We start from the raw sequence: 24,753 nt of genomic DNA on the forward strand, positions 1-24,753 counted from the left end.
TTAATATTGTTGGACGTTTCGTAGGAGGCTGCCGATGAGGATAAGGCCAGTTATCGCTTGAGGTTACCCGCCACATTGTTTCGTGGCTAGTTTCACCGCCCCGGCCGCCCCGTCTTCCCCTTGGTCCGCCCCTTCTGCCGCTTCTCGTCTGCCGGGTCCTCATAGGATCCGGCGCCCGGCTTGGCTCGGGTGAGGATCGGCTTCTCCGGCACATGACCGGTGACCGGTTTTTCGGTGCGGCCGACAGTCATTTCGTCGAGGGTGTTCCGGCGGAACAGGGATTTGTCTGAGCCGGCGGGAGTGGCGACGTCGCGGCCCATGTCGTCGAGGTGGAGTTTCTGGAAGTAGCCTTCGGAGGAGGAGGGCGCACCCCCCTCTGTCCTGCCGGACATCTCCCCCACAGGGGGGGAGATTGCGCTGGGCGCACCCTTGCCGGAGCGCTTGCCACCTTCCATTGACTTTCCTGAGTTTTTCGCGCCTTCGGCGCTTCGGGCCTCTTCCCTTGCCATCGGGTCGTCCATGGCGGCGAGTTCGGCGGCTTTGAGGCGCTTGATCTCGTCGCGCAGGCGGGCGGCCTTTTCGAAGTCGAGGTCGGCGGCGGCGTCGCGCATCTGTTTTTCCAGCGCGTTGAGGTGTGCCTGCAGGTTGTTGCCGACGAGGTGGCCGCCGTCGGCGAAACCCTTGCCGGCGACGCCTGATATGTCGGCGCGCACGTGGTCCTTCTCGTAGACGCTGTCGAGAATGTCGGAGATTTTTGCCTTCACCGATTCCGGGGTGATGCCGTTGGCCTCGTTATAGGCCATCTGCTTTTCGCGGCGGCGGCTGGTCTCGTCCATGGCGCGCTGCATGGAGCCGGTGATCTGGTCGGCATAGAGGATGACCTTGCCGTCGACGTTGCGGGCGGCGCGGCCGATGGTCTGCACCAGCGACGTCTCGGAGCGCAGGAAACCTTCCTTGTCGGCATCGAGAATGGCGACGAAGCCGCATTCGGGAATGTCGAGACCTTCGCGCAGCAGGTTGATGCCGACGAGCACGTCGAAAGCGCCGAGGCGCAGGTCGCGGATGATCTCGATGCGCTCCAGCGTATCGATGTCGGAATGCATGTAGCGCACGCGAATGCCCTGTTCGTGCAGGTATTCGGTGAGGTCTTCGGCCATGCGCTTGGTGAGCACGGTGACGAGCGTGCGGTAGCCGGCGGCGGCCGTCTCGCGGATTTCGCCCAAGACGTCGTCGACCTGGGTCTTGGCCGAGCGCACTTCGACCGGCGGGTCGATCAGGCCGGTCGGGCGGATGACCTGTTCGGCAAAGACGCCGCCGGACTGTTCCAGTTCCCAGCTGCCGGGCGTTGCCGAAACGGCGATGGTGTCCGGGCGCATCGCGTCCCATTCCTCGAAGCGCAGCGGGCGGTTGTCCATGCAGGAGGGCAGGCGGAAGCCGTATTCAGCGAGCGTCGCCTTGCGGCGGAAGTCGCCGCGATACATGCCGCCGATCTGGCTGACGGAGACGTGGCTCTCGTCGATGAACAGCAGCGCGTTGTCGGGGATATATTCGAACAGCGTCGGCGGCGGCTCGCCGGGATTGCGGCCGGTGAGGTAGCGCGAATAGTTCTCGATGCCGGCGCAGGAGCCGGTCGCTTCCAGCATCTCGATGTCGTAGCGGGTGCGCTGCTCCAACCGCTGCGCCTCCAGCAGGCGGCCGCCCTTTTCCAGTTCGGCGAGGCGATGGGTCAGCTCTTCCTTGATCGCCTTGATCGCGCCGTTCAGCGTCGGGCGCGGGGTGACATAGTGCGAGTTGGCGTAGATCTTCACCGACTTCAGGTCGCCGGTCTTCTGGCCGGTCAGCGGATCGAACTCGGTGATGGCGTCGATCTCGTCGCCGAACATCGAGATGCGCCAGGCGGCGTCTTCCAGGTGAGCCGGGAAGATCTCGATCGTATCACCGCGCACGCGAAAAGAGCCGCGCTGGAAATCCATGTCGCGGCGCTTGTACTGCTGCGCCACCAGGTCGGCGAGCAGCTGCCGCTGGTCGAGCCGGTCGCCGACATTCATCTGGAAGGTCATGGCGGTATAGGTCTCGACCGAGCCGATACCGTAGATGCAGGAGACCGAGGCGACGATGATGCAGTCATCGCGCTCCAGCAGCGAGCGGGTGGCCGAGTGGCGCATGCGGTCGATCTGCTCGTTGATCGACGATTCCTTCTCGATGAAGGTATCCGAGCGCGGCACATAGGCTTCCGGCTGGTAATAGTCGTAGTAGGAGACGAAGTACTCGACCGCATTGTCGGGGAAGAAGTTCTTGAACTCGGAATAGAGCTGGGCGGCGAGCGTCTTGTTGGGTGCGAGGATGACGGCAGGACGCTGCGTCGCCTCGATCACCTTGGCCATGGTGAAGGTCTTGCCCGAGCCGGTGACGCCGAGCAGCACCTGGCTGCGCTCGCCGGAATTCAGTCCCTCGACCAGATCGGCGATCGCCGTCGGCTGGTCGCCGGCCGGCTGGTAGTCCGACGCCATGCGGATTTCGACGCCGCCTTCGGATTTCGGCGGCCGGGCAGGCCGGTGCGGGGTCCAGAGCTTGCCGTCCTTGAACAGCGGATTGCCGCTCTCGATCAGCGCCGACAGCGCTTCCACCGTGGCAGTGACGCCCGACGTGGAAGTCAGCTTGGCGGCGTCCTCCAGCGAGACATCAAGGCCGGCGACCGGGTTGAGACCGGCGGCGGCGCGCGTCTTCGGGTCGGTCGAGCCGCCCATCGAGGTGCCCCGGGCGGACTTGCTGCCGACGATCTCGACCTTGCCCTTCTTGCCCGCCTTCTTCGGCTGCGCCTCGTCATCGGCGCCCGCGGCCTTGCGCGCCGCCTTGGAGGCAGCGATCTCCACCGTCTTGCGATGCTTGCCGGCCTTCGAAGCGATCTCGCGTTGGGTTTCGAAAGCGGAGGCTTCCGCGTCGGCCTCGAGTTGCTTCACCCAGTCGGAGACATTGCCGGAAAGCGGCGTGCCGGAGAGCGGCGCCTGCGGCGCTTCTTCGAAACCGGACGGCGTGGAGGGCTTCGGCGGGGCATTTTTCGGAGCTTTGGTCATGGCGGGGAATATGGCGAGAGTCCCGGCGAAAGAAAAGGGGCGCGTGAGTACAAAATGGCAACATTCCTCAGCGCTTCGGCGCCAGCTTTTGCAGGCGAGACGGCAGGGGCGCCGCGCCGAATTTGCCGACACGCTGACGCGGAACGACCGGCAGCGGCAGTGCGCAAGCTGACGTGGCGTCGCCGCTTGGCCCACGATCGCCGTCGTTCAACCACAGCAGGTTGGTTTTGCCCGCCAGCATAACTCTTACGGTTGCGAATCTGCCGTTACGTTACCCCGATTGGGCGAAGAGACACAAATCCCTGCAACGTGATAACAATACTGCTTTGGAGGCGTGCCATGTTCTGCTTGCGTGGTGCCGCACTCATCGCGTTTTGCGCCGCGACGTTCAGTCCGACCATGGCCGCCGAACCCGTCGGCCAGGCGGTTCAGATTCGCACGTCGGTCAGTGGCGCGCGCGGTCCGATCGCGGTCAAGGACCCTGTATATCGCGACGAACGGATATCGACGTCGAAGTCCGGTCTCGGTCAGTTCGTTTTCGAGGACGGCACCAAGCTTGCGGTCGGCTGGGGCTCGTCCGTCGTCATCGACAAGTTCGTCTATGACGGCAAGAAGTCGGTGAAGAAACTCACCATCATGGCGGCCAAGGGCACGTTCCGCTGGATCAGCGGCAAATCCGGCCATTCTGCTTACGAGATCGTTACCCCGGCTGGCACGATCGGCGTGCGGGGCACCGCGTTCGACTTTTATGTCGGGCGTGACGGCACCACCGCCGTGGTGCTGCTCAGCGGTGCGGCGGACTTCTGCGGCCCCGGCGGCTGCCGGCAGCTGACGCAACGCTGCGACTGCGTCGTGGCCAAGCCCGGAGGCAGGGTCACCGACCCGGAGCGGGTCAGCCGGACGACACTCAAGGCGCTTGGCAATGCGCAGGCTCTGCCTTTCCTCTCCGGTGGGCAACGACTGACCGGAGCGCTGGGCTGGGCAGGGACCGGCTGCGGACTGAGGGCGGCGCAATTCGACGGCACCGACAACGCCCTGCCGGAGAAACCGGCCCCCGTTGTCGAAGAGAAGCCGCCGCCGAAGGTTGAAGAAAAACCGCGTGAGGAGGACCCGCCGCCGAGGGTCGAGGAAAAGCCGCAGGACCCCGGGCCGAGCGAGGAAACACCTGGTGATCCGGGACCGAGCGAGGAAGGGCCTGCGGACCCGGGGCCGCAACAGTCTGGTGACGGCGATCAAGCGGATCAGGACCAAGGGGCGCAGCAGAACCAGGGCCAGGCCGACGGTCAAAGCCACGATTGATGGCGTGGCAAAACGTGCTTCTTTTCGCGCGTGAAAAGAACGCGAAATCAGAACACTACAGCAACATCTGTATCCTTGAGTCGAAAGCATGCGGTTGCGGACGCTGCCGGCGCGCGCCTGTCTTCAATCTCATTCGGCGGGACGCTTGGTGCTTTCTTCCGTTGTCTGGGCAAAGTGTTCGGAGCGGCGCGTGATGCGGCCATAGAAACCGGCAAGAACCGGCGCCAGCGTGGCCGCTTTCAGCTTTGCTGCATTGACGATCCCGCGGCTGGTCTGCGTGCGCGTGCGCAGGGCCTCGACGAGCCGATCGTGCAGGCGGCGCAGTTCCGCGAAATCGGGCGAGGCGGCGAGTTTTTCGTCCCCGGCGACGGCGAAGAGCCGGGTTCGGGTTGTCTTCCCCTTGAGGCCAAGCGCTCCCGCATCCAGCATGGCATGGTCCGGCAGCATCTGGGCGGTGGCTTCGGACACGAGGATATCGAAATTGACCTCCTTGCAGGCTGCCTCGATGCGCGCGGCGATGTTCACGGTGTCGCCGACGGCCGAATAGTTGAAGCGTGTCTCGGCGCCCATGTTGCCGACGCAGGCGAGCCCGGTATGGATACCGATGCCGATGCGCACCTCCTGGCCGGCCCCGAAGCCGAAAGCGTCGTCGGCATTGAGCCGGGCAAGCGTCTCGCGCATGCCGAGCGCAGCGCGAACCGCCTTTTGCGGATGGTTGGCGACATCGACGGGGGCATTCCAGAACGCCATGATCGAATCGCCGATGAACTTGTCGAGCGTGCCTTCATTGGCGAGCACATGCCGGCTCAGCGCGTCGAGCAGGGTGTTGAGGAAAGCGACCACCTCCGTCGGCGTCATGCGCTCGCTCATCTCGGTGAAGCTGCGCACATCGACGAACATGACCGTCAGCTCGCGATCGTCGCCGCCAAGGCTCAGCGCATTGCGCGTGTGCTCGATGCGATAGAGCAGCGAGGGCGACAGATAGCGGCCGAAGGCCTGACGGACCTCGCGCCGTTCGCGGTCACTGACCAGAAAGCGATAGGCGGTGGCCGCGAAATGGGTGATCGACGCGGCAAGGATCGGTGCCAAAGGGTCGAAGAGCCGGCCGCCATAATAAAAGGCGACCCAGGAGGCGACGAGCGCCAGAACGGTAACCGCAAGGCCGCAGACGAGCGCCACGATCGGACTGACGAAGGTGGTGAGCAGCACGAGCAGCGTGCCGGCGAGCGCGATCGAGAGAATTTCGAGGCCGTCGGCCCAGTCGGGGCGGGCGAGATAGCGGCCGGAAAGAATCTGCTCGACGATCTGGGCGTGGATCGAGACGCCGGGAACGTTCTGCCCGAGCGCGGTGGTGCGAACGTCCTGCAATCCTGCCGCCGACGTGCCGATGAAGACGATGCTGCCCTCGATGCCGGCGCGCACATCCGGCGACGGCTCGTCGTCGGCAAGGATGCGGCGGGCGGAAATGTAGCGTTCGGTGGTGTCCGGCGTGACATAGAGCCAGAGCTCGCCGGATGCCGTCAGCGGCACGACGAACTCTCCGATCTTGACGGCGGTCAGCGTGTTGGCGACATCCGGTGCTGCGGCCAGCACATAGGTGGAGGCGCCCTGGGCGACCCGCAGCGCCTCCAGCGCAAGGCTCGGATAGAATTGCTGGCCATCGCTCAAGAACAGCGGCGCGGCACGGACGACGGCAGAAGACGAGCCGGGATTGAGGCTGATATGGCCGAGCCCGGCGGCATTGGCTTCAAGCTGGGGGCGCAGCGGGGTGGCGGCATGCAGGCGCGGTGGCGCTTCGCTGGCGCTTTCGCCCGTCAGAGCGAAACCCGCCTTGACCGTAGGCAGATAGCTGCCCTCGTTGGTGAGCCCGAAACCGAGCACGACCGGCCGGTCGAGGATCGCCTTGGCGAAGATTTCGTCGTTGTCCGGAAGGCTCGCGATGAAGGACGGATCAACGCCACGAACATCGCGCACGACGGTGCGCGGCGACAGGCGGTCCGGCTCGGCAAAGAGCACGTCGAAGGCGATCGCCGCCGCGCCCATCTCAGACAGGCGTTCGGTCAGCTTCGCCAACCGGTCGCGTGGCCAGGGCCATTGGCCGAGATCGCGCAGGGACGCCTCGTCGATATCGACGATCTTCACCGGCATCGGTTCGAAGCGGCGCGGCGCGATCCGCTGATATTCGTCGAAGGTGACGTCGCGCGCCTGGCGCAGAATCTGCGGATCGTTGGCGCGCAGGAATGTGAAGGCCGCCACCACGACCATTCCGATGATAACGCCGAACAGTTGCGCACGCGTCATGGCGGCCTACGGGACGATGGGCAGGCCCGCCTTGACGAGCCCGTCGTTGACATGCGCGTGGTCGGCCGGATCGACATAGGCGGTGAAGAACCGCCAGTAGCGTGCGACGTCGCTCGGCGCGTTGGCGATCGCCTCCGGAAGAAATTTTCGGGCCTCATCGATACGGTTGAGCTGACCGAGGCAGGCGATCAGCACAACCAGGTTGAAGTAGGTGCGGCGCAGCAGCAGCGCCCGTTCGGCGTGGCGCAGCGCTTCGTCATAGTTGCCGAGATGGTAGTGAGCGAGCGCGATGCGGCTGAAAAACAGATAGGTCAGCGGGTCGTGCGGGCTCAGCCGAAGCGCCGTGTGCAGCGGCTCCAGCGCCTCCGTGAAGCGACCGACATAGATGCGCGCCCAGCCGAGGGCCATGTGCGCAAGGGCAAAGTTTGGATTGAGATCGATCGCCTGTTGCGCTTCAGCCACCGCCGCATGTGGCCGCTGGGCAGCGAAGTTGGCGAGGCACATCACATAGTGGCAATAGGGATCGTGATCCTCGAGCACGACGGCGCGCGCGGCTTCTGCCTGCATCTCGGTGCTGTCGCGGTCGATATCGTCGCTGAAGCCGAAATAGCAGCGCGCGAAGAGCGAGCGGGCCAGCATCATATGGGCGCGGCCGAAATCAGGATCGAGGGCGACCGCGCGCCGTTGCCACTCGATGGCCTCGTTGAAATGCGCGGCCGAGTCCTGGGTATTGTGCAGAAGCGTGCCGCGCATGTGGCACTCATAGGCGTCGAGATTGTCGGTGCCGCGCAAAAGTGCGCGGCGGTTCTCGCCGATGAGGATCTCCGGCTCGATCGCCGCGACGACATGCTGGGTGAGTTCGTCCTGAATGGCGAAGATATCGGCGAATTCGCGATCGTAGCGCTGGGCCCACAGATGGATGCCGGTTTCCGCCTCGATCAGCTGCCCGGTAACGCGCACGCGCGACCCGGACCGGCGAACGCTGCCCTCGACGATGTAACGCACGCCGAGATCGCGGCCGATCTGTTTGACGTCCACGGCGCGCCCCTTGTAGGCGAAGGACGAGTTTCGGGCGATGACGAAGAACCAGCGGTAGAGCGACAGCGCGGTGATGATGTCCTCGGTCAGTCCATCGGCGAAGTAGTCCTGTTCCGGATCACCGGACATGTTGACGAATGGCAGCACGGCTATGGACGGCTTGTCGGGCAGGGCAAGCGGTGCGCCGGGCAGCTCGGCGGCCACGGGGTCCTCGTGCCAGTCGACGCGGTGGACCGTTACCGGGCGCGGGATGTTCTTGAGGGCTTGCTCGCCGAGCCGCCGCATCGGGAATTCAAGCTTGCCTTCGATCTGGTCGTGCAGCGCACCGGAGATGCAGATGTCAGCAGGCCGCGCGACCTGCTGCAACCGTGCTGCCACGTTGACCCCATCGCCGAGCAGATTGCCGCCATCGACCACGACATCGCCAAGGTTGAGGCCGATGCGGAACTCCATGCGCCGCTCCGGAGCGAGGTCGGCGTTTCGCCGCTGGAGGGTTCGCTGGATTGCGACCGCGGCACGGACCGCCTGCACGGCGCTCTGGAATTCGGCGATCAGGCTGTCTCCGGCCGACCCGAAGATACGGCCGCCATGTTCGCTGACGAGACCGGTGATTGTCGCGCAATAGGTGGCAAGCGTTGCAAGCGCGCCTTCCTCGTCGGCCGCGACAAGGCGACTATAGCCAGCGACATCGGCAGCAAGGATCACGGCGAGCTTCCGTTCCAAGGGGGAGGGCCCCTCCCGCGGCATCTGGTCAGACGGAAATTAAGCGTAACTTAAATTAGAAAAGTCGAGAAGCTTAAATTGCCGGAATACGGCCATCAGAGGCGCAGGCGCTAAAGAAGGGCTGGCGATTGCAGAAACATGCATGAGCGGCTGGAAAGCGGACCTTGCTGCCGTTGCATCCATTCTGTTTACCGCCTCGCCAGCATTGGCAAGATCAGGCCCCATCCGGTCTCTTGAGGTGCTCCGGACGGTTCGAACCCCAACTTCTTGTAGACGGCTATCGCCCGTTCATTGTCTGGATGCGGATCGGTCGCGATCACAGGTGCGCCCTCATCGAATAGAGCCTGCATTCTCATACCGATAAACGCTGAACCATGTCCAACGCCGACCATTTCGGGGTCTCCGATATATTGATCAATTCCCCGCGACCCTTTGGGAAGACCGGCAAAATGGTGATCTTCCCATCCGTGCACCGTGTAGTCCTGCAAGAACGCAAAGGGCCGTTCGTTAATTGAAATGATCCAGCAAGCCACCCGAGGATCAACCAGTTCTGCTTCACCATACGGCTCACCAGAACCCCACCATTCCAGGACATGCGGGTTCGCCCGCCACGTCTTCAGTAAAGCGAGATCATCCAGGGTCGCTCTGCGAAACTCGTACGGATTGGTCGCGAACATGAGATCACTCTAGCAGTTTGTGCGACGGTGAATATGGGTCGAATCCAGACGTCCTCGACTCAGCTATGAATAATCGCTTGACGCCGACACGCCGACTAGGGAAGCGCTACCATGCCTTTGATTCGACCCGCCCACGAAAACGATCTCGCCCATCTGCCCGATATCGAGCGTTCCTCCGGCGAAGTGTTCCGGACGATACCGGAACTCGCCTGGATCGCGGATGATGACGTGCAATCGGAGGAGGCGCATCGCGAATTCCTGCGAACGGGGTTGTCTGCCGTTGTGGTCGACGCGTCCAACCGGCCGATCGGTTTCCTTTGCGCGGCGGTTGCCGACGATGCCCTGCACATCTGGCAGCTTGCGGTGCTCGGCGAACATCAGGGGCAAGGCCTCGGGCGCAGCCTGATGCTGGCCGCGATCGCGCATGCGCGTGCGACGTCGCTCGCGGCGCTGACGCTGACGACGTTCCGCGATCTTGCCTGGAACGAGCTCTTCTATCGTAAGCTCGGTTTCGCGACACTTGCTGCGGGCGAACTCGATACGCGTCTCATGCAGATTCTGGCCAATGAAGCGGCGCACGGCCTTCCGTCAGAGCGGCGCTGCGCCATGCGGCTGACGCTGTCTTGAGCGCGCGCGTCACCGATCCGGAAACGGGCGATCCGGAAAACCGGCGATGAAGAAACGCGTTCGGGCGCGGTTTTAAGCCACGCTACCGCCTGATGGCGACGACCTGGCCGCGTGCGAACTGCGAGAGCCTGACGCCGCCGGACTGGTTGCCGCCGATCAACTGGGCCGTCGATTTCGACAGCATGGACAGGATGCCGACATGATAACCGCGGCCCGTGCGCACGACGACGACGTCGCCGGGTCGCGCATAGGAGAGCTTCACGGGTGCGCCGAAACGCAGCCAGGAACGGGCGATACCGAAGCTCTGGGGGGGACTGCGGCCGGCCTTGCGGGCAACCATGCCCATGAAATGGCCGCACCAGGGGGTACGTGCCGGGTTGATGCCGAGCGCTACACGAAGGGTCTTGTTGTTCTTGACCTCGTGCAGGCCCTTGTATTGTTGCGCCTGGGCAAGCATGCCCGCAGCGGCGAATTCAGGTGTTAGCAGCGCGACATAGGCAGCCGCAAGAAACGCCAGGACCTTCATGGTCAGGTCTCCTTGACAAGTTGCTTGGTGCGAACGGTTGGGGCGGCCTGGCAATCGCCGGCATGGCACCCGGTTGCTCAACTGTTTTCAATGTTGGGTGGGGAGATATCAGCGGACATGCGCGAGCCCGGCGCCTGAAACGCCGCATCGGGCACGTCGGCGAACCGCGGCAAACGCGGAGCCAGCTTCACGGCAACTGCCGTTTCGAAGTGTGGTATTCCCCTGCCTGCCCCGTCGGGCAGCGAAGCGACATTGCTCATGCGCCGGTGCAAAATTGTGGCAAAACCCGTAAAATATTGGGGCAGCTATTGCGAAACGCCGAAATCGCTGACAGTTCGGCGGCGAATCGCCATTGCGGACCGTGAAACCAGCTGTCGATACGGGCCTGCGGATGGCGATGTGGCACGGGTACTTGCGTGCCAGCAGGGCGGTGGCGCATCGTCTCAGCGCGATTCGCACGCCGAGGTTTCTCATGCCATTCACCGTCAATCCGGCCTATCTCTGGCCGATCCTTTTGCTCCTGATCTCCAACGTATTCATGACCTTCGCCTGGTACGGGCACCTGAAGTACACGTCATCGCCGCTCTACACGGCGATCTTCGCCAGCTGGGGCATCGCTTTCTTCGAATATTGCCTGGCGGTGCCGGCCAACCGCATCGGTCACGAGGTCTATTCCGCAGCGCAATTGAAGACGATGCAGGAAGTGATCACGCTTCTGGTTTTCGCTGCCTTCTCCGTCTTCTGGCTGAAGGAGTCGATCGGCTGGAACCATCTGGTCGGCTTCGCGCTGATCGCCATCGGCGCTTCCTTCATCTTCAAGGGGTGACGACGGTCATCGCGCTGTTGCAGCGCCCCGATCAAAAACGAAAAAGGCAGGGTGCGGAACCCTGCCTTTTTCATGTGTCTTGGTTGGTGGCGCGACGCTAGATCACTGCGGCCACGGCCGCGACGGCCGGTGCGAGATGTGGCCAGACTTCGAGGGCGCCGCGATAGATCATGTCGAGCGAGACATAGAGGATGATGGCGAGACCGACATAGGCGATCCAGTGATACCGGTTGAGCAGCCGGGCGATGAAACCGGCGGCCACGCCCATCATGGCAATCGAAAGCGCCAGGCCGATAACCAGGATCGTCGGATGTTCGCGGGCGGCGCCGGCAACGGCGAGAACGTTGTCGAGCGACATCGAGATGTCGGCGATGACGATCTGGATCGCCGCCTGCATGAATGTCTTCTTCGGCGCGTCGCTGCCTTCTCCGCTAACGCCTGCCGCGTGCGCTGCCTGCTGCTCGCGAATTTCGCGCCACATCTTCCAGCAGACCCAGAGCAGCAGAATGCCGCCGGCGAGCAGCAGGCCGATGATTTCCAGGAGCTGGACCGTGACGCTTGCAAGCGCGATGCGCAGGACGGTCGCTGCGATGATGCCGACAAGGATGACCTTCTTGCGCTGCTCGGTCGGCAGCCCGGCAGCGGCCAGGCCGATAACGACGGCGTTGTCGCCGGCGAGAACAAGGTCAATGACGATGACTTGGAGAAGCGCTGCCAGACCGGTGGCGGTAAAAATTTCCATGATGCAACAGTCCCCCGACCTGCACGATGCGAGATTCAGATATGACTAACGGATAAAGCATTGCCTCGCGTCTGGATCAAGACGGCTTGGCAGAAATCCTCAACAGGTGCACTGGAGCGCGAGCGCATCCCTGGAGCGCCGGCGCATCCATGTTGGCCTCAATCCAGGAGATCGAAGGCCCGGTACATCCAAAGCAACTGGTAAAGCACGGCTACGACGACGAAGGCTGCATGGAAGCGCCGGCTCGCTATCCAGGCGGCGACGATGCAGAGCAGGATATAGGCTGCGTTGCGGGCCGGATATTCAAGGCCGTAGGAGGCAAAGTACTGTTTGCCCTTCAAGGCGGTGTCGACGAGATCGACGGCAAAGGCCAGTGCGAGGAAGCCGAAGAACCAGGCGCGGCGCGACATGAAATAGTGCTCGTAGTCGCTGTAGTCGTCGAGCGTGGTTGGAAACAGCAGCACGCAAAGAAAGAAGAAGACGCAGCAATAGAGGATGACGAAGAGGTAGACGCTGACATCGATCACGGCCAACGCATGCAGGTGGTACTCCCACCACCAGAAGTGCACGAGGAAGACGAACATGAACAGGACCCAGCCGAGGTGGATCCAGTAGACGCGCGTCTTGCCCGGGTGCTGGACGAAGAGTGCCAGTCCGCTCAAGAGCCGCGCCAGGCTCAAGCTGATGACCATGCCCATGACGACGCGGATATGCGAGAAGATTTCCGGGTCGGTCTGGACAGGCTCCATCTGCGCCGCTCCTATTCCTCTGCCGGCACCGGCTTCGGCTTGCCGTTCTCGTCGAGCGCGACCATGACGAAGATCGCGTCCGTGACCTTCTCCATGAGATGTGACAGATAGCGTTGCGCCCAGGCTTCGACCTTGAGGGTCATCGAGGTGCGGCCGACCTTGACGACATCGGTATAGATGCAGAGCGTGTCGCCGATCTTCACAGGAAGCGCAAAGGCCATTTCCTTGACCGCCGCGGTCACCACGCGGCCGCGGGCGCGCTCGGCGGCGCGGATGCCGCAGGAAAGGTCCATCTGTGCCATCACCCAGCCGCCGAAGATATCGCCGGCCGCGTTGGCGTCGCCGGGCATGGCGAGCGTGCGCAAGGTCAGCTCGCCGGTCGGTTTGGTCTGTGAGGTCATGCCACCTGTCTCCCTGTTCGATGAAAGGTGTAACCCGAGCCCGCTTGCAGAGGGAAGACCTGCCGCCGCACAAATGCGGGGGCAGTGTCCTGTCGTGCCGGCTCGTTAGACTTTCGCAAGGGGTGGATGAGAAATGTCAAATTTAGGGATCGGTTGTTAGGACCTTTGCAAAGACCTCACCCTAACCTGCAGGCTCCTGGAGTGCCTGTGGATCATGCCGCGGCAGCCAGGTTTTCGGGGCGGCGCCGACAAGCGCCGGAGGGCAGGGGAACGGCAATGAAGAAATTCAGGATCTCGGCGCGTCTCTACGCGCTGGTGGCATTTGCGCTTTTGACCATGGCAGCGGCGCTGACCTTCGGTCTTTTCCAGGCGCAGGATAAGCTCGTCGGCGAACGCAAGGCGATGCTTTCGGCAATGAACGAGAACGCGGTTGCGGTGTTCGATGCCTATCACAAGCTGGAGGTGGCCGGTACGCTTTCGCGCGAAGAGGCGCAGAAGCGCTCGCTCGATGCGATCAAGGCGATGCGCTACCAGGGCAGCGGCTATTTCTGGATCAACGACATGCATCCGACCATGGTGATGCATCCGATCAAGCCGGAGCTCGACGGCAAGGATCTCACCGAAAACAAGGATCCAAACGGCAAGCAGCTCTTCGTAGAGTTCGTAAAGACTGTCGAAAAAAGCGGCCAGGGCTTCGTCGATTACTATTGGCCGAAGCCGGGCGCGGATGCTCCGGTGCTGAAATACTCCCACGTTGCGGGCTTCAAGCCCTGGGGCTGGGTCGTCGGCACCGGCGTTTATGCCGACGATCTGGCGGCGATGTTCCGCGAGCGCGCCTGGCAGGTGGCTGGCATTCTTGCCGCTGCCGCGCTTGCGATCCTGCTGGCGGCACTGGCGATCGTGCGCAGCGTGGTGAAGCCGGTCGAGAAGCTGAAGGCGTCGATGCGGGCGATCGCGGATGAGGATCTCTCTTCAGAGGTGCCGGAAACCGACCGCGGCGACGAGATCGGCCAGATGGCAAAGGTGCTGGTGGTGCTGCGCGATTCCGTTCGCGAGCGAGTGGAACTGCGTTCGCGCGAAGCCGATCAGCAGGAACGCCTGAATTCCGAGCGGCGCGGCAACGAACAGCGCCAGCGCGCCACCGCCGAAGCGCAAGCCGAGGCGATGGAGACCGTCGGCGCTGCGCTCGAGCTTCTGGCAAGCGGAGACTTGACGGCAGAGATCGGCCATATCGCACCGGAATACGGCAAGCTCAGACAGGACTTCAACACAGCCGTTGCCGCCCTTCGCGATGTTATCGGCTCGATATCGCACTCGACCGAAATCGTCACCGCCAGCGCGGGGGACATTTCCGAAGCGGCAAACAATCTCTCCCGCCGCACGGAACAACAGGCGGCGGCCCTCGAAGAGACGGCGGCGGCCCTTGACGAGATTACCTCGACGGTCCGCCACGCCTCGGAGCGGGCGAACGAAGCGCGGGAGATGGTCAACGAGACCAAGACAAGCGCTGCCAAGTCCGGCGGCATCGTCCGCAATGCCATCGACGCCATGGGCCGGATCGAGAGTTCCTCCGGCCGGATCGGCCAGATCATCGGGGTGATCGACGAGATCGCCTTCCAGACGAACCTCCTGGCGCTCAACGCGGGCGTCGAGGCGGCGCGGGCCGGCGAGGCGGGACGCGGCTTCGCCGTCGTCGCGCAGGAAGTCCGCGAACTGGCGCAGCGTTCGGCCGGGGCGGCCAAGGAGATCAAGGAACTGATCGGCGCCTCCGTGCGCGAGGTCGGTGCCGGTGTCCAGCTGGTCCGGTCGACCGGCGAAGCGCTGACGGAGATCGAGGCGCTGGTCAATCGGGTCAACGAGCAGGTGGCTTCGATCGCGACCGCCGCGCGCGAGCAGGCGACCGGCCTGCAGGAGGTCAATGTCGCCGTCAACAGCATGGACCAGATGACCCAGCAGAACGCGGCGATGGTGGAGGAAACCACGGCTGCGAGCCAGACGCTGGCCGTGGAAAGCCGCGAGTTGAAGTCGCTGCTCACGAAGTTCCGGCTGCAGTCCTCAGCATCGCATTCGGCCTACGGGCGCGCTGCCTGAGTCGCCCATCGAGCGTTGAACGAGACCCGCGCGGCAACTGCGCGGGTCTCTTCGTAAGTTAGACACCTTGATGCTGAGCGGGAGGATCGGACATGTTTTACAATCCCGGGTGGGAACATGGCTGTGCGCGAACCGCCGACAGCGGGATTCTTTGAATTAGACTCTTCGTAAAGTTGTGGCACACTCTCTCTGGTGAAAAACGAAGAGGGGCAGCCGTGGATACCATTGCAACACTGGTAAGCAACGCACAAACGCCCACCGGCGGTGTGTTTGTACTTTCAGCCATCATTCTGTTCGGATTTTTGATTATCGCTCCGAAAGTTACCGCTGACAGCCCGTTCGCACCCTATGTGCTGCCGCTGCTGGGTATTATGATCGTCGTCCCAGCCACAATGTTTTTAGGCGTTACAAAAGTCATCGAATCAGACGCCGTTGCGGCCGTCATTGGCGCTGTAGTGGCCTACATTTTTACGCGCGCGCAGACCACACCTGGGGCCAAACCCTAAATACTGGTGTTTCGTGCGCAGTAGTGGAAACCTCCACCTTTGGTGGAGGTCTCGGCTTTGCGGTGATGGCCGCGAGTTGCAATCTCACCGCAACGTTCATTCCAGATGCTTCTCCATCGGTTCCAGCGCAGGGCGGAATTCTCCGTCTTGACCTTACCGCGACTGGAGATAGATACGCGAGAAGCGGGAGGTATTTTGCGGGGCGTCGCTCCGGTTGCCGACCGCGCTCCAGAGGGGACATCCATGGCACTTCTCAAAATTCTTTTGACCCGCCCGGTCGCCGCGCTGATGCTGGCGCTCGGCTTTCTTTCGGCCTGTACCGTCGTTGTTGATGAGCCGCGTCCGGGGCCGCGGCCGATCCGTCCGCCGGTCTGCACGATGGAATACGCGCCGGTTTGCGGCGAGCGCGGCAATCGCATGCGCACCTTCCCGAACTCCTGCCAGGCCCGCGCCGACGGTTTCAGCGTGATCCACCGCGGCGAATGCCGCCCGGACTATCGCCCGCCGGATCGCGAACCGCAGGCCTGCACCATGGAATACAACCCCGTGTGCGGTCAGCGCGGCCGTCGTACGCAGACCTTCTCGAACGCTTGCCAGGCGCGCTCCGAGGGCTTCCAGGTGATCGGCCGGGGCGAATGCCGCCGGGATGACGACCGTCCTTCCGAGGGCCAGTTCTGCACCCGCGAATACGCGCCGGTCTGCGGCCAGCGCGGCAACCGGATCGAGACCTTCTCGAATTCGTGCGAGGCAGGCGGCGCGGGCTTCCAGATCATCCATCGGGGCGAGTGCCGCTAAGTTCCTGTAGATCGATGACAAGCTTGAAGCCCGTGTCCGACAAGGACGCGGGCTTCTTCTTTGCGTGCAGCCGACCGGTTGCGCCTCGCGGATTATCGCATCTGCAATGCAAGGCTTCATTTACCGTATTTGAATAAAATACCTGAAAAGTCAGGCCTTTTGCACGGGGTGCCCGGTTTGCGACACAGGCCGAAGGCAGCTTTGATGCGACTACGGCGGTGTGCGCCAGAAACGGCGCAGGGTGCGGGGCGATGATGGCGGTCTGGCTTGACCGTCTGGAGGAAGGCACAGTTCGGTTATGGCCTATGTTACTCGTCTCCATCGGCCGCTGACGGCACTCGTCCTCTCGCTGTCGCTCGTTGCCTGCTCGACCGACGACGCGCTTTCGCCGCCGGGTCGCATCGACGGCGGCGCCCGTGTCGGTTCGATCGGGCCGGTCCCGGTTGATGCCGTGCCGGAAGAGGAGGTGGCCGCCTATCCCGCCGCCACACAAGCCTCGACCTTTCAGGCCAATCCGGAACATGCCGTTGCGACGCAGCCGCGTCAGCCGGCGCGCCGCGCGCTTCCCATGATCGACAGCGACGAAGCCGTTTCCTCCGGCGCCCAGCCGGCCGGCGCCGGTTCAATGCCTGTTCCCGAGGAAGGCGTGAACATGGATGCCATGCTTGGCGTCGATCAGCCCGTCGTCGGCCTGGCTGAGGAACAGAGCAACGACATTGCCGAGGGCAATGCCAGTCAGCCGGTGGTCGGCGGCATCGGCGAAGAGAATGTGCGCCAGCTTGGCGGGACCATGGAAACGGCGCCGTCGGAGGCAAATGTCGGCTACGATCCGGATCTGCCGCCGCTCTCGCCTGAGAAGGCTGCGGCCGAAGAGGCGCAACGCGCCCGGGCCATGGAAGCGCAACGCGTCATGCAACGGGCGCAGGAGCCGCAGCAGGTCGCCTTCCTGCCGCGCCTGCGCAATCCGCTTTCAACCCCTGACTATACCGGCGAAATGCCAGGTTCGGAGATTGCCTGCCGCCAGCGGCTGAGGAAACTCGGCGTCGAGTTCCGCGACGTCCCGCGTATCAGCAACGGCCCGTCATGCGGTATCGACTATCCGATCGAGCTTAGCGGGCTCTCGGGCAATATCGGCGTGCAGCCGGCCGTAAAGCTCAACTGCCAGGTCACCGAAGCTTTTGCCAAGTGGGTCAAGTACGAGCTCGCCCCATCGTCGCGCTATCGCTACTGGTCGGGCGTCAAGACCATCAAGCCGCTCGGCGGCTATTCCTGCCGCACGATGAACTCGCGCCGCGGCAACCCGATGTCGGAGCACGCGCGCGGCAATGCTATCGACGTTGGCAAGTTCGTGCTGAAGAACGGCAAGGAAATCGATGTGCGCAAGAAGGGCTTTTTCGCTTTCCGTGAAAAAGGGCTCTTGAAGGCGGTTCGCACAGACAGCTGCAAGTATTTCAACACGGTGCTCGGTCCCGGAAGCGATCCGTTCCACAAGGATCATTTTCACTTCGATCTGAGGACCCGCAAGACCGGCTATCGCCACTGCGATTAGCCGATCGCCCTCTGGTTCGGCGGCGAGATTCGGCTGCCGGCTACGAAAATCCGCAAGCCGGCAAAAAAAGAGGCCGGCGGGGAGGCCGGCCCAACAACCGGAGCAAAAGGGGGAGGCTCCGGTGTGCAAATCACGAGCGCAAATCAAAGGGCGATGTTGCGGCCCGCGCGATGCAAATTGCTCGATGAGCATCACGGTTTCGTGACAGCGACACGGAATTGCTGAGCTGCTGCGCAGAAATGCTTTGCCGGCTCCATAAAATAGGCGGCGCCTCAGGCGCCGTTGCCCAGCCGGGCCTCAAGTCCGGCGTTCGAGGCTTGGTTGTTTCGGCCCTGCAGAATGGTCTCTGCCAAAGACCGATACTATACCCTAGGTTTTACTCTTCGCCTGATCGTTCCGGGCGGTTGCCCCAAATATGGCGTTTTCGCATCTCCCGCGGCCAAGTTGTAACTAGCTGAATTTCCTATATGATTCTTCGCATGAGCGACGATGCCCCGCCGCCGGGATCGGGTTCATACCTCCAGTTTCATCTGGTTTAATAATAAGTATTACGATATTATATTATCTTATATAACAATCTTGGATGGTATCAGTTCGGCCACCACAAGCATTGGGGGCTCTACTCACTCCTTGATAGGGGCAGGAGGACGGAATGGGAACTGTCATGCAATTTCCGGGCGTGCGTGCCGATATGGCGGTGCACGCAGCAGAGGTTTCGAAAGTTTTGAGAACGCTCGCCAATCGCAACCGGCTGTTGATCGTCAGCGCGCTTTTGGAAGGCGAGCACTCGGTGGCGGCGCTGGAAGAGACACTGAGCATTCGCCAGCCGACGCTTTCGCAACAATTGACGGTCCTGCGCGATGCCGGCATTGTCTCGACCCGTCGGCAGGCCAAGCAGGTTTTCTATCGGCTCAGCCACGACAAAGTCGCGCGTCTTGTCGGCGCGGTCTACCAGATCTTCTGTCGGGATGGTTCAAAAGCATGAGTGAATACGGGAATGCGTTGGCTGGCGGCCTGTTGATCGGCCTCTCGGCGGCAATCCTGATGGTGGCGAACGGTCGCGTCGCCGGGGTCAGCGGCATTGCAGGGCGCTTGTTGCAGGGCATTCAGATTTCGTCGGGCGCATTGTTCGTTCTGGGGCTGATGGCCGGACCGGTGTTGTATCGCCTCATATTCGATGCCTGGCCGTCCGTGACGGTGACCTCCTCCTGGCCGCTGCTTGTGACCGGAGGCCTGCTGGTCGGCTTCGGGTCACGCCTGGGTTCCGGGTGCACCAGCGGCCACGGCGTCGTCGGACTTGCGCGGCTTTCGCACCGTTCGATAGCCGCGGTTGCCACCTTCATGGCAGCGGCAATCCTTACGGTCTTTGTTGCGGGTTTCTTCGGATGAACAGCGCTGTGTTCCGCCTTGCCGCGACCCTCGTTTCCGGCGTCGTCTTCGGGTTTGGCCTTTCGCTTTCCGGCATGCTCGATCCCGCCCGCGTGCGGGCCTTTCTCGATATCACCGGCAACTGGAACCCGAGTCTCGCCTTCGTGCTCGCAGGCGCAGTCTCGGTGTCTGCGCTTGGCGTCGTCGTCAGCCGCCGGCTCATGCGTCCGCTGTTCGACGCGAGCTTTCATCTGCCGTCCAACCGCGCGATCGACGGACGGCTGATTGCCGGTTCAGCGACCTTCGGCGTCGGCTGGGGACTGGTCGGGCTTTGCCCAGGACCGGCGCTCGCGTCGTTGTCACTTGGCCTTCCGGCAACGATCCTGTTCGTGGCCGCGATGATCGTCGGGATGCTCGCTCATGACCGCTTGGTCGAGCGGAAATCCGCCGGGCCTGTCGGAGATGCGGGCACGGAGGCCCGCATGTCGCTGCCGCATTGACGAAGCGTCACCTTGTTTTTTCGATCCGGCAGGCTGCAAATCGTGATGAATCGTCCCATATAGGCGGGACCTGCCGACTTCGCACCCTTCCCGGATCCGTTTTTTATGGCGCCTATCGTTTCCGTTTCCAATCTGTCGAAGACCTATGCCTCCGGTTTCAAGGCGCTGAAAGGCGTCAGCCTCGATATCGAGGAGGGCGAGATCCTGGCGCTGCTCGGGCCGAACGGCGCCGGCAAGACGACGCTGATCTCGATCATCTGCGGCATCGTCAATCCGAGCGGCGGGACGGTGACCGTTGGCGGCCATGATGTTGTGCGGGCGTTTCGCGAGACGCGCTCGATGATCGGGCTCGTGCCGCAGGAACTGACGACCGACGCCTTCGAAACCGTATGGAACACGGTCACCTTCTCGCGTGGTCTGCACGGCAAGAAGCCGAACCCTGACCATATCGAGAAGGTGCTGAAGGACCTGTCGCTCTGGGACAAGAAGGACAACATGCTGCGCGAACTGTCCGGCGGCATGAAGCGGCGCGTGCTGATCGCCAAGGCATTGTCACATGAGCCGCGGGTGCTCTTCCTCGACGAGCCGACGGCCGGGGTCGACGTCAATCTGCGCAAGAGCATGTGGGATGTCGTCGAACGGCTGCGCGCCTCGGGCGTGACGATCATTCTGACGACGCACTACATCGAAGAGGCAGAGGAAATCGCCGACCGTATCGGCGTCATCAATGGCGGCGAGATCCTGCTTGTCGAGGACAAGGCGGCGCTGATGTCGAAGCTCGGCCGCAAGCAGTTGCGGGTCGATCTCACCCATCCGCTTGAGGATGTTCCCGACACGCTGTCGAGCTACAATCTGACGCTTGAGGGCGACGGTCACTGTCTGATCTACGATTACGACACGAGTGCCGAGCGTACCGGGATCACTGCGCTTTTGGCGGCGCTCGGCGAGGCTGGCATCAGGCTCAAGGACATTTCCACGCGGCAAAGCTCGCTGGAAGACATTTTCGTCGAAATCGTGGGGGCAGGGCGATGAACATCGAAGCGATCAAGTCGATCTATTTCTTCGAGATGGCGCGCACCCGCCGCACGCTGTTGCAGAGCGTGGTGTCGCCGGTCATCTCCACCTCGCTCTATTTCATCGTCTTTGGCGCGGCGATCGGCGGGCGCATCCAGGAGATCGACGGCGTTTCCTACGGTGCCTTCATCACGCCGGGGCTGATGATGCTGACGCTGTTGACGCAATGCATCGGTAACGGCTCCTTCGGTATCTACTTCCCGAAATTCACCGGCACGATCTATGAAGTTCTGTCTTCGCCGGTTTCCATGGTGGAGATCGTGCTCGGCTATGTCGGCGCGGCGGCGACCAAGGGGCTGATGATCGGCACGATCATCCTTCTGACGGCCTCGCTCTTCGTCGATCTGACGATCGCCCATCCGCTCGTCATGGTCTTCTTCTTCGTGCTGACGGCCATCTCCTTCAGTCTGTTCGGCTTCATCATCGGCATCTGGGCCAAGGATTTCGAGCAGCTGAACCTGATTCCGATGCTGGTGATCCCGCCGCTCGTCTTCCTCGGCGGCAGCTTCTATTCGGTCAAGATGCTGCCGCCTTTCTGGGAGGCGGTGAGCCACTTCAACCCGGTGCTTTACCTGATCAGCGGTTTCCGTTGGAGCTTCTTCGAGGTCTCGGACGTCAACCCGGTCTTCAGCGCGGTGATCATCCTCGTCTTCCTGGCGATCTGCATGTCGGTGCTGGCCTGGATCTTCCGCACGGGATATCGGCTCAGAAACTGACCGCGGATGTGGCGAGGGCCCTTTGGCCCGCGCAGGACGGATCAGTCGCGCAGGCGTAGCTCGTCGGTGCGCATCTGCAGCATATCGAGGGTGGCGAGGAAGCTCATGCCGAGCAGGCTCTGGTCGAGCTTGCCCTTGGCGGCAACCGTCGCGCCGATGTTGCGGCGGGTGATCGGGCCGATGGAGATCTCCTGCAGCATCACGGGTGCAGCCTGCGCCCGGCCGTTTGCAGTCATGACCGTGAGGATATAGTCGAGGTTTGCCGGATCGAGGCCGACCTTTTCGGCGTCTTCGTAGGTGAGTGCGATGCTGCTCGCGCCGGTATCGACCAACATGCTGATCTCCTGGCCGTCGACCGTGGCAGTCGTTTCGAAGTGGCCGTTCAGCATCTTTTGCAGCACCACCTCCTTCCGCCCCTCGCTGTCGGTAATGACTGTCGCGCGGCCGGGAACAAGGCCGGCGAGCAAGCGGTTGCCAAATCCTTGCAGCTCGAAGCGGTACACATAGGCCGAGATGAGGGCGAGCACGATGAGGAGCCAGATGGCGACCTGACGCAGTCCTTCGCCGAAACGCCTGCGGCTCTGGAGGATGCCGGCGCCGAGGAGCGTTGCGATGGCGGCAAGCGACACCAACTGACCGAAGTCGTCGTTGGCAAGGCCCATGGTACGGCCGGCATCATGATTGATGATCAAGAGAATGAGGCCGATGGCCAGAATAGAGAGCAGTATGGCGAGACGGGTCATGCTTGGTCGCGTTCTCTCGCCATGCGGCTACGGCGGGTTTCGCGCCGGGGCTTGCGTTCGACCGTATCAAGGCGCGCGGGAAGCGCGGTCATGATCGCGCGGCGTTCCGCATCGGTATAGAGCGTCCAGCTACCGATTTCATCGCGCGTCCGGCCGCAGCCGAAACAGTAGCCGGTCTTGTCATCGATCGAACAGACGAGAATGCAGGGAGATTCCATGGCGTTGCTCTGTTTTTCCCTGATTATATCGAGCTTTCAAACCGTCAGCGCAAGGGCGCCGAGCACGACGATTTCCGTCAGTTGCTGTGTGGCTCCAATCGTGTCGCCCGTGTGGCCGCCGATCTTGCGCGTTGCCAGCAGGTCGAAGCCCTTGACGGTGGTTATGTAGGCCACGAGCGTCACGATCAGGCCGAGGGCCGGCACCTTGGCGTAATAGAAGAGCAGCATCGCTGCGAGGAGGCCAAAGGCGAGGGCGAAGCGCGTGGCGCCCTGTTCCGGCTCGCCGGCGGCAGCCGCAACACCTCCGCTCCTTGCGGGCGGCAGACGCGCCCAATGCCAGACCATGGCCGCGCGGCTAAGGGCCGCAGCACCGAGGATCGCCATGCTTGCACCCATGGGCGTGAAAAGCGGAAGGATGGAGGCAAGGGCCGAAACACGAAGGCCAATCGAGAGCGCGAGCGCGACGGCGCCATAGGTGCCGACACGGCTGTCCTTCATGATATCAAGCGCTGCCTCCCGGTCGCGGCCACCACCAAAGCCGTCGGCCGTATCGCCAAGCCCGTCCTCGTGCAGCGCGCCGGTGACGAGCACCTGAATGGTGATGACGACGAAGGCGGCAAAGAGCGAGCTCACCTGGCACGCCATCAATGCGGCGGCGATCGCCGCGGATGGCAGCGCAATCAGCAGGCCGGCAAGCGGGAAGGCACGCACCGCGCGGCTTAGGCGTCCATCGTAGCCGACGAAGTGGCGCCCAGGCATCGGGATACGGCTGAGGAAGCCGACCGCGCGCGCCACATCGTCACAGAAATCGCCAACGAAGCTCATCGCTCCCCCAAAAGATCCAGCCTCAATCGGCAACTCGGCCAAAGTTGCTGACCGGACCGCGTTTCGCAAGTGCCTGCGGGACGGGGGCGCACAGCCGCGCACATCTTTCCTCTTCCCGCTCGCGCGTCGAATCGCGCGCATGCCTGCGATCATGCTCCGGCGACGCAGAGTGGCGCAAATGTCGTTGCCCGAATATTCGGCGGCCTTTATGAGGGGCGTAGATAGACTTCACGATCATGCAAGGATTCCCCCGATGAGTGCCAGCGGCCTGCCGTTTGATGATTTCCGCGAACTGTTGCGCAACCTGCCGGGGCCGGATTCGGCAGCGCTGGTGGCCGCGCGGGAGCGGGATGCGCAATTGACGAAACCGCCGGGCGCACTCGGTCGTCTCGAGGAAATCGCTTTCTGGCTTGCCGCCTGGACGGGCAAGCCACCGGCCGTCAACCGGCCGCTGGTGGCGATCTTTGCCGGCAATCACGGCGTCACCCGTCAGGGTGTGACGCCGTTCCCTTCGTCGGTGACGGCGCAGATGGTCGAGAACTTCGCGGCCGGTGGTGCGGCCATCAACCAGATCTGCGTCAGCCACGATCTCGGCCTCAAGGTTTTTGACCTGGCACTCGAATACCCGACCGGTGATATCACCGAGGAAGCGGCTCTGTCCGAACGCGACTGCGCGGCGACCATGGCCTTCGGCATGGAAGCGGTTGCCGGCGGCACGGACCTTCTGTGCATCGGCGAAATGGGCATCGGCAACACGACGATCGCTGCGGCCATCAATCTCGGCCTTTATGGCGGCACGGCTGAAGAGTGGGTCGGTCCGGGCACCGGTTCGGAAGGCGACGTGCTGAAGCGCAAGATCGCCGCGGTCGAGAAGGCGGTGGCGCTGCATCGCGATCATCTGTCCGATCCGCTCGAACTCATGCGCCGCCTTGGCGGCCGCGAGATCGCGGCAATGGCCGGCGCCATCCTCGCCGCCCGCGTGCAGAAGGTGCCCGTCATCATCGACGGCTATGTGGCGACAGCGGCAGCCTCGATCCTGAAGGCGGCCAATCCGGCAGCACTCGACCATTGCCTGATCGGTCATGTCTCCGGCGAGCCGGGCCATATCCGCGCGATCGAGAAGCTCGGCAAGACGCCGCTGCTCGCACTCGGCATGCGGCTTGGCGAAGGCACCGGGGCAGCGCTTGCCGCCGGCATCGTCAAGGCTGCGGCCGCCTGCCACAGCGGCATGGCGACCTTCGCCCAGGCCGGGGTCAGCAACAAGCAGTGATCAAGAAACGGCCGGGTTCTGCAAGAGAGCCGGTCAATTGCTGTCCAAAGCCTGTCGCATCGGCCATCGTGGCGTGCGGCGGGCCTTGATGCATGCGCCCTTCTCGCCTATCCAA

At 63.0% G+C, this 24,753-nt stretch carries 24 protein-coding genes; 13 read left to right on the forward strand and 11 right to left on the reverse strand.

Annotated features, from left to right (window positions below):
• Positions 1-92: 92 nt before the first annotated feature.
• Positions 93-3,074: an excinuclease ABC subunit UvrB gene (gene uvrB / locus BBX50_RS08175; protein WP_065774824.1), complete on the reverse strand. Its 2,982-nt coding sequence runs from the start codon at positions 3,072-3,074 to the stop codon at positions 93-95.
• A gap of 339 nt (positions 3,075-3,413) precedes the next feature.
• Here uvrB and BBX50_RS08180 point away from each other — a divergent pair, with 339 nt between their 5' ends.
• Positions 3,414-4,373: a FecR domain-containing protein gene (locus tag BBX50_RS08180; protein ID WP_065774825.1), complete on the forward strand. Its 960-nt coding sequence runs from the start codon at positions 3,414-3,416 to the stop codon at positions 4,371-4,373.
• Between the two features lie 129 nt (positions 4,374-4,502).
• Here BBX50_RS08180 and BBX50_RS08185 read toward each other — a convergent pair whose 3' ends face one another.
• From BBX50_RS08185 to BBX50_RS08195, 3 genes are all read right to left on the reverse strand, one after another.
• Positions 4,503-6,674: an adenylate/guanylate cyclase domain-containing protein gene (locus BBX50_RS08185; protein ID WP_065774826.1), complete on the reverse strand. Its 2,172-nt coding sequence runs from the start codon at positions 6,672-6,674 to the stop codon at positions 4,503-4,505.
• Between the two features lie 6 nt (positions 6,675-6,680).
• A complete protein-coding gene (locus BBX50_RS08190; RefSeq protein WP_065774827.1) occupies positions 6,681-8,435 on the reverse strand; it encodes an adenylate/guanylate cyclase domain-containing protein in 1,755 nt (584 codons plus the stop codon).
• A 188-nt stretch (positions 8,436-8,623) separates the two neighbouring features.
• The gene (locus BBX50_RS08195) at positions 8,624-9,112 is read right to left on the reverse strand and encodes a GNAT family N-acetyltransferase (protein ID WP_065774828.1); all 489 of its coding nucleotides are present in this window, start codon (positions 9,110-9,112) and stop codon (positions 8,624-8,626) included.
• A gap of 111 nt (positions 9,113-9,223) precedes the next feature.
• On the opposite strand from BBX50_RS08195, the gene BBX50_RS08200 reads away from it, so the two are divergent.
• Complete coding sequence (locus BBX50_RS08200) at positions 9,224-9,739, forward strand: GNAT family N-acetyltransferase (protein WP_065774829.1); 516 nt, start codon at positions 9,224-9,226, stop codon at positions 9,737-9,739.
• An 82-nt stretch (positions 9,740-9,821) separates the two neighbouring features.
• Here the strand turns inward: BBX50_RS08200 and BBX50_RS08205 are convergent, their stop codons facing one another.
• Positions 9,822-10,265: a TIGR02594 family protein gene (locus BBX50_RS08205; protein ID WP_065774830.1), complete on the reverse strand. Its 444-nt coding sequence runs from the start codon at positions 10,263-10,265 to the stop codon at positions 9,822-9,824.
• Positions 10,266-10,737: 472 nt separating this feature from the next.
• Here BBX50_RS08205 and BBX50_RS08210 point away from each other — a divergent pair, with 472 nt between their 5' ends.
• Positions 10,738-11,091, forward strand: coding sequence for a DMT family protein (locus BBX50_RS08210; protein ID WP_065774831.1), 354 nt, complete (start codon positions 10,738-10,740; stop codon positions 11,089-11,091).
• A gap of 97 nt (positions 11,092-11,188) precedes the next feature.
• Here BBX50_RS08210 and BBX50_RS08215 read toward each other — a convergent pair whose 3' ends face one another.
• The 3 genes from BBX50_RS08215 to BBX50_RS08225 all read right to left on the reverse strand — a co-directional run bounded on the left by BBX50_RS08215 (position 11,189) and on the right by BBX50_RS08225 (position 12,983).
• Positions 11,189-11,833 carry a TerC family protein gene (locus tag BBX50_RS08215; RefSeq protein WP_065774832.1) on the reverse strand — a complete coding sequence of 215 codons (645 nt, stop codon included), beginning with the start codon at positions 11,831-11,833 and terminating at the stop codon, positions 11,189-11,191.
• A gap of 158 nt (positions 11,834-11,991) precedes the next feature.
• Positions 11,992-12,582, reverse strand: coding sequence for a hypothetical protein (locus BBX50_RS08220; protein ID WP_065774833.1), 591 nt, complete (start codon positions 12,580-12,582; stop codon positions 11,992-11,994).
• An 11-nt stretch (positions 12,583-12,593) separates the two neighbouring features.
• Positions 12,594-12,983: an acyl-CoA thioesterase gene (locus BBX50_RS08225; protein WP_065774834.1), complete on the reverse strand. Its 390-nt coding sequence runs from the start codon at positions 12,981-12,983 to the stop codon at positions 12,594-12,596.
• Between the two features lie 276 nt (positions 12,984-13,259).
• Between BBX50_RS08225 and BBX50_RS08230 the strand changes: the two genes are divergently transcribed.
• The 9 genes from BBX50_RS08230 (at position 13,260) to BBX50_RS08270 (ending at position 21,582) form a co-directional block, all read left to right on the forward strand.
• Complete coding sequence (locus tag BBX50_RS08230) at positions 13,260-15,074, forward strand: methyl-accepting chemotaxis protein (RefSeq protein WP_065774835.1); 1,815 nt, start codon at positions 13,260-13,262, stop codon at positions 15,072-15,074.
• Positions 15,075-15,289: 215 nt separating this feature from the next.
• Positions 15,290-15,580, forward strand: coding sequence for a hypothetical protein (locus BBX50_RS08235; RefSeq protein ID WP_065774836.1), 291 nt, complete (start codon positions 15,290-15,292; stop codon positions 15,578-15,580).
• Between the two features lie 243 nt (positions 15,581-15,823).
• The gene (locus tag BBX50_RS08240) at positions 15,824-16,375 is read left to right on the forward strand and encodes a Kazal-type serine protease inhibitor domain-containing protein (RefSeq protein ID WP_065774837.1); all 552 of its coding nucleotides are present in this window, start codon (positions 15,824-15,826) and stop codon (positions 16,373-16,375) included.
• A 298-nt stretch (positions 16,376-16,673) separates the two neighbouring features.
• The gene (locus BBX50_RS08245) at positions 16,674-17,924 is read left to right on the forward strand and encodes an extensin family protein (RefSeq protein ID WP_065774838.1); all 1,251 of its coding nucleotides are present in this window, start codon (positions 16,674-16,676) and stop codon (positions 17,922-17,924) included.
• A gap of 652 nt (positions 17,925-18,576) precedes the next feature.
• A complete protein-coding gene (locus tag BBX50_RS08250; RefSeq protein ID WP_065774839.1) occupies positions 18,577-18,909 on the forward strand; it encodes a metalloregulator ArsR/SmtB family transcription factor in 333 nt (110 codons plus the stop codon).
• A complete protein-coding gene (locus tag BBX50_RS08255) occupies positions 18,906-19,313 on the forward strand; it encodes a YeeE/YedE thiosulfate transporter family protein (protein ID WP_065774840.1) in 408 nt (135 codons plus the stop codon). Before BBX50_RS08250 ends, BBX50_RS08255 begins: the two co-directional genes overlap by 4 nt.
• Positions 19,310-19,792: a YeeE/YedE family protein gene (locus BBX50_RS08260; RefSeq protein ID WP_065774841.1), complete on the forward strand. Its 483-nt coding sequence runs from the start codon at positions 19,310-19,312 to the stop codon at positions 19,790-19,792. Before BBX50_RS08255 ends, BBX50_RS08260 begins: the two co-directional genes overlap by 4 nt.
• A gap of 105 nt (positions 19,793-19,897) precedes the next feature.
• A complete protein-coding gene (locus BBX50_RS08265) occupies positions 19,898-20,824 on the forward strand; it encodes an ABC transporter ATP-binding protein (protein ID WP_065774842.1) in 927 nt (308 codons plus the stop codon).
• Positions 20,821-21,582 carry an ABC transporter permease gene (locus tag BBX50_RS08270; protein ID WP_065774843.1) on the forward strand — a complete coding sequence of 254 codons (762 nt, stop codon included), beginning with the start codon at positions 20,821-20,823 and terminating at the stop codon, positions 21,580-21,582. Before BBX50_RS08265 ends, BBX50_RS08270 begins: the two co-directional genes overlap by 4 nt.
• A 41-nt stretch (positions 21,583-21,623) precedes the next feature.
• Here the strand turns inward: BBX50_RS08270 and BBX50_RS08275 are convergent, their stop codons facing one another.
• From BBX50_RS08275 to BBX50_RS08285, 3 genes are read right to left on the reverse strand one after another with little or no spacing between them, the layout of a single operon-like run.
• Positions 21,624-22,325 (reverse strand): TIGR02281 family clan AA aspartic protease, encoded by a 702-nt coding sequence (locus BBX50_RS08275; protein ID WP_065774844.1) that lies wholly within the window; start codon positions 22,323-22,325, stop codon positions 21,624-21,626.
• Positions 22,322-22,543, reverse strand: a complete 222-nt coding sequence (locus BBX50_RS08280) for a DUF1289 domain-containing protein (RefSeq protein ID WP_065774845.1) — start codon at positions 22,541-22,543, stop codon at positions 22,322-22,324. The genes BBX50_RS08275 and BBX50_RS08280 overlap by 4 nt, the downstream gene beginning before the upstream one ends.
• Positions 22,544-22,579: 36 nt before the next feature.
• A complete protein-coding gene (locus BBX50_RS08285) occupies positions 22,580-23,368 on the reverse strand; it encodes an adenosylcobinamide-GDP ribazoletransferase (protein ID WP_065774846.1) in 789 nt (262 codons plus the stop codon).
• A gap of 253 nt (positions 23,369-23,621) precedes the next feature.
• Between BBX50_RS08285 and cobT the strand changes: the two genes are divergently transcribed.
• Complete coding sequence (gene cobT / locus BBX50_RS08290; RefSeq protein WP_065774847.1) at positions 23,622-24,638, forward strand: nicotinate-nucleotide--dimethylbenzimidazole phosphoribosyltransferase; 1,017 nt, start codon at positions 23,622-23,624, stop codon at positions 24,636-24,638.
• Positions 24,639-24,753: the final 115 nt, after the last annotated feature.

The sequence above is a fragment of the Ensifer sp. LC11 genome (genome assembly GCF_001695835.1).
GTDB lineage: Bacteria > Pseudomonadota > Alphaproteobacteria > Rhizobiales > Rhizobiaceae > Ensifer.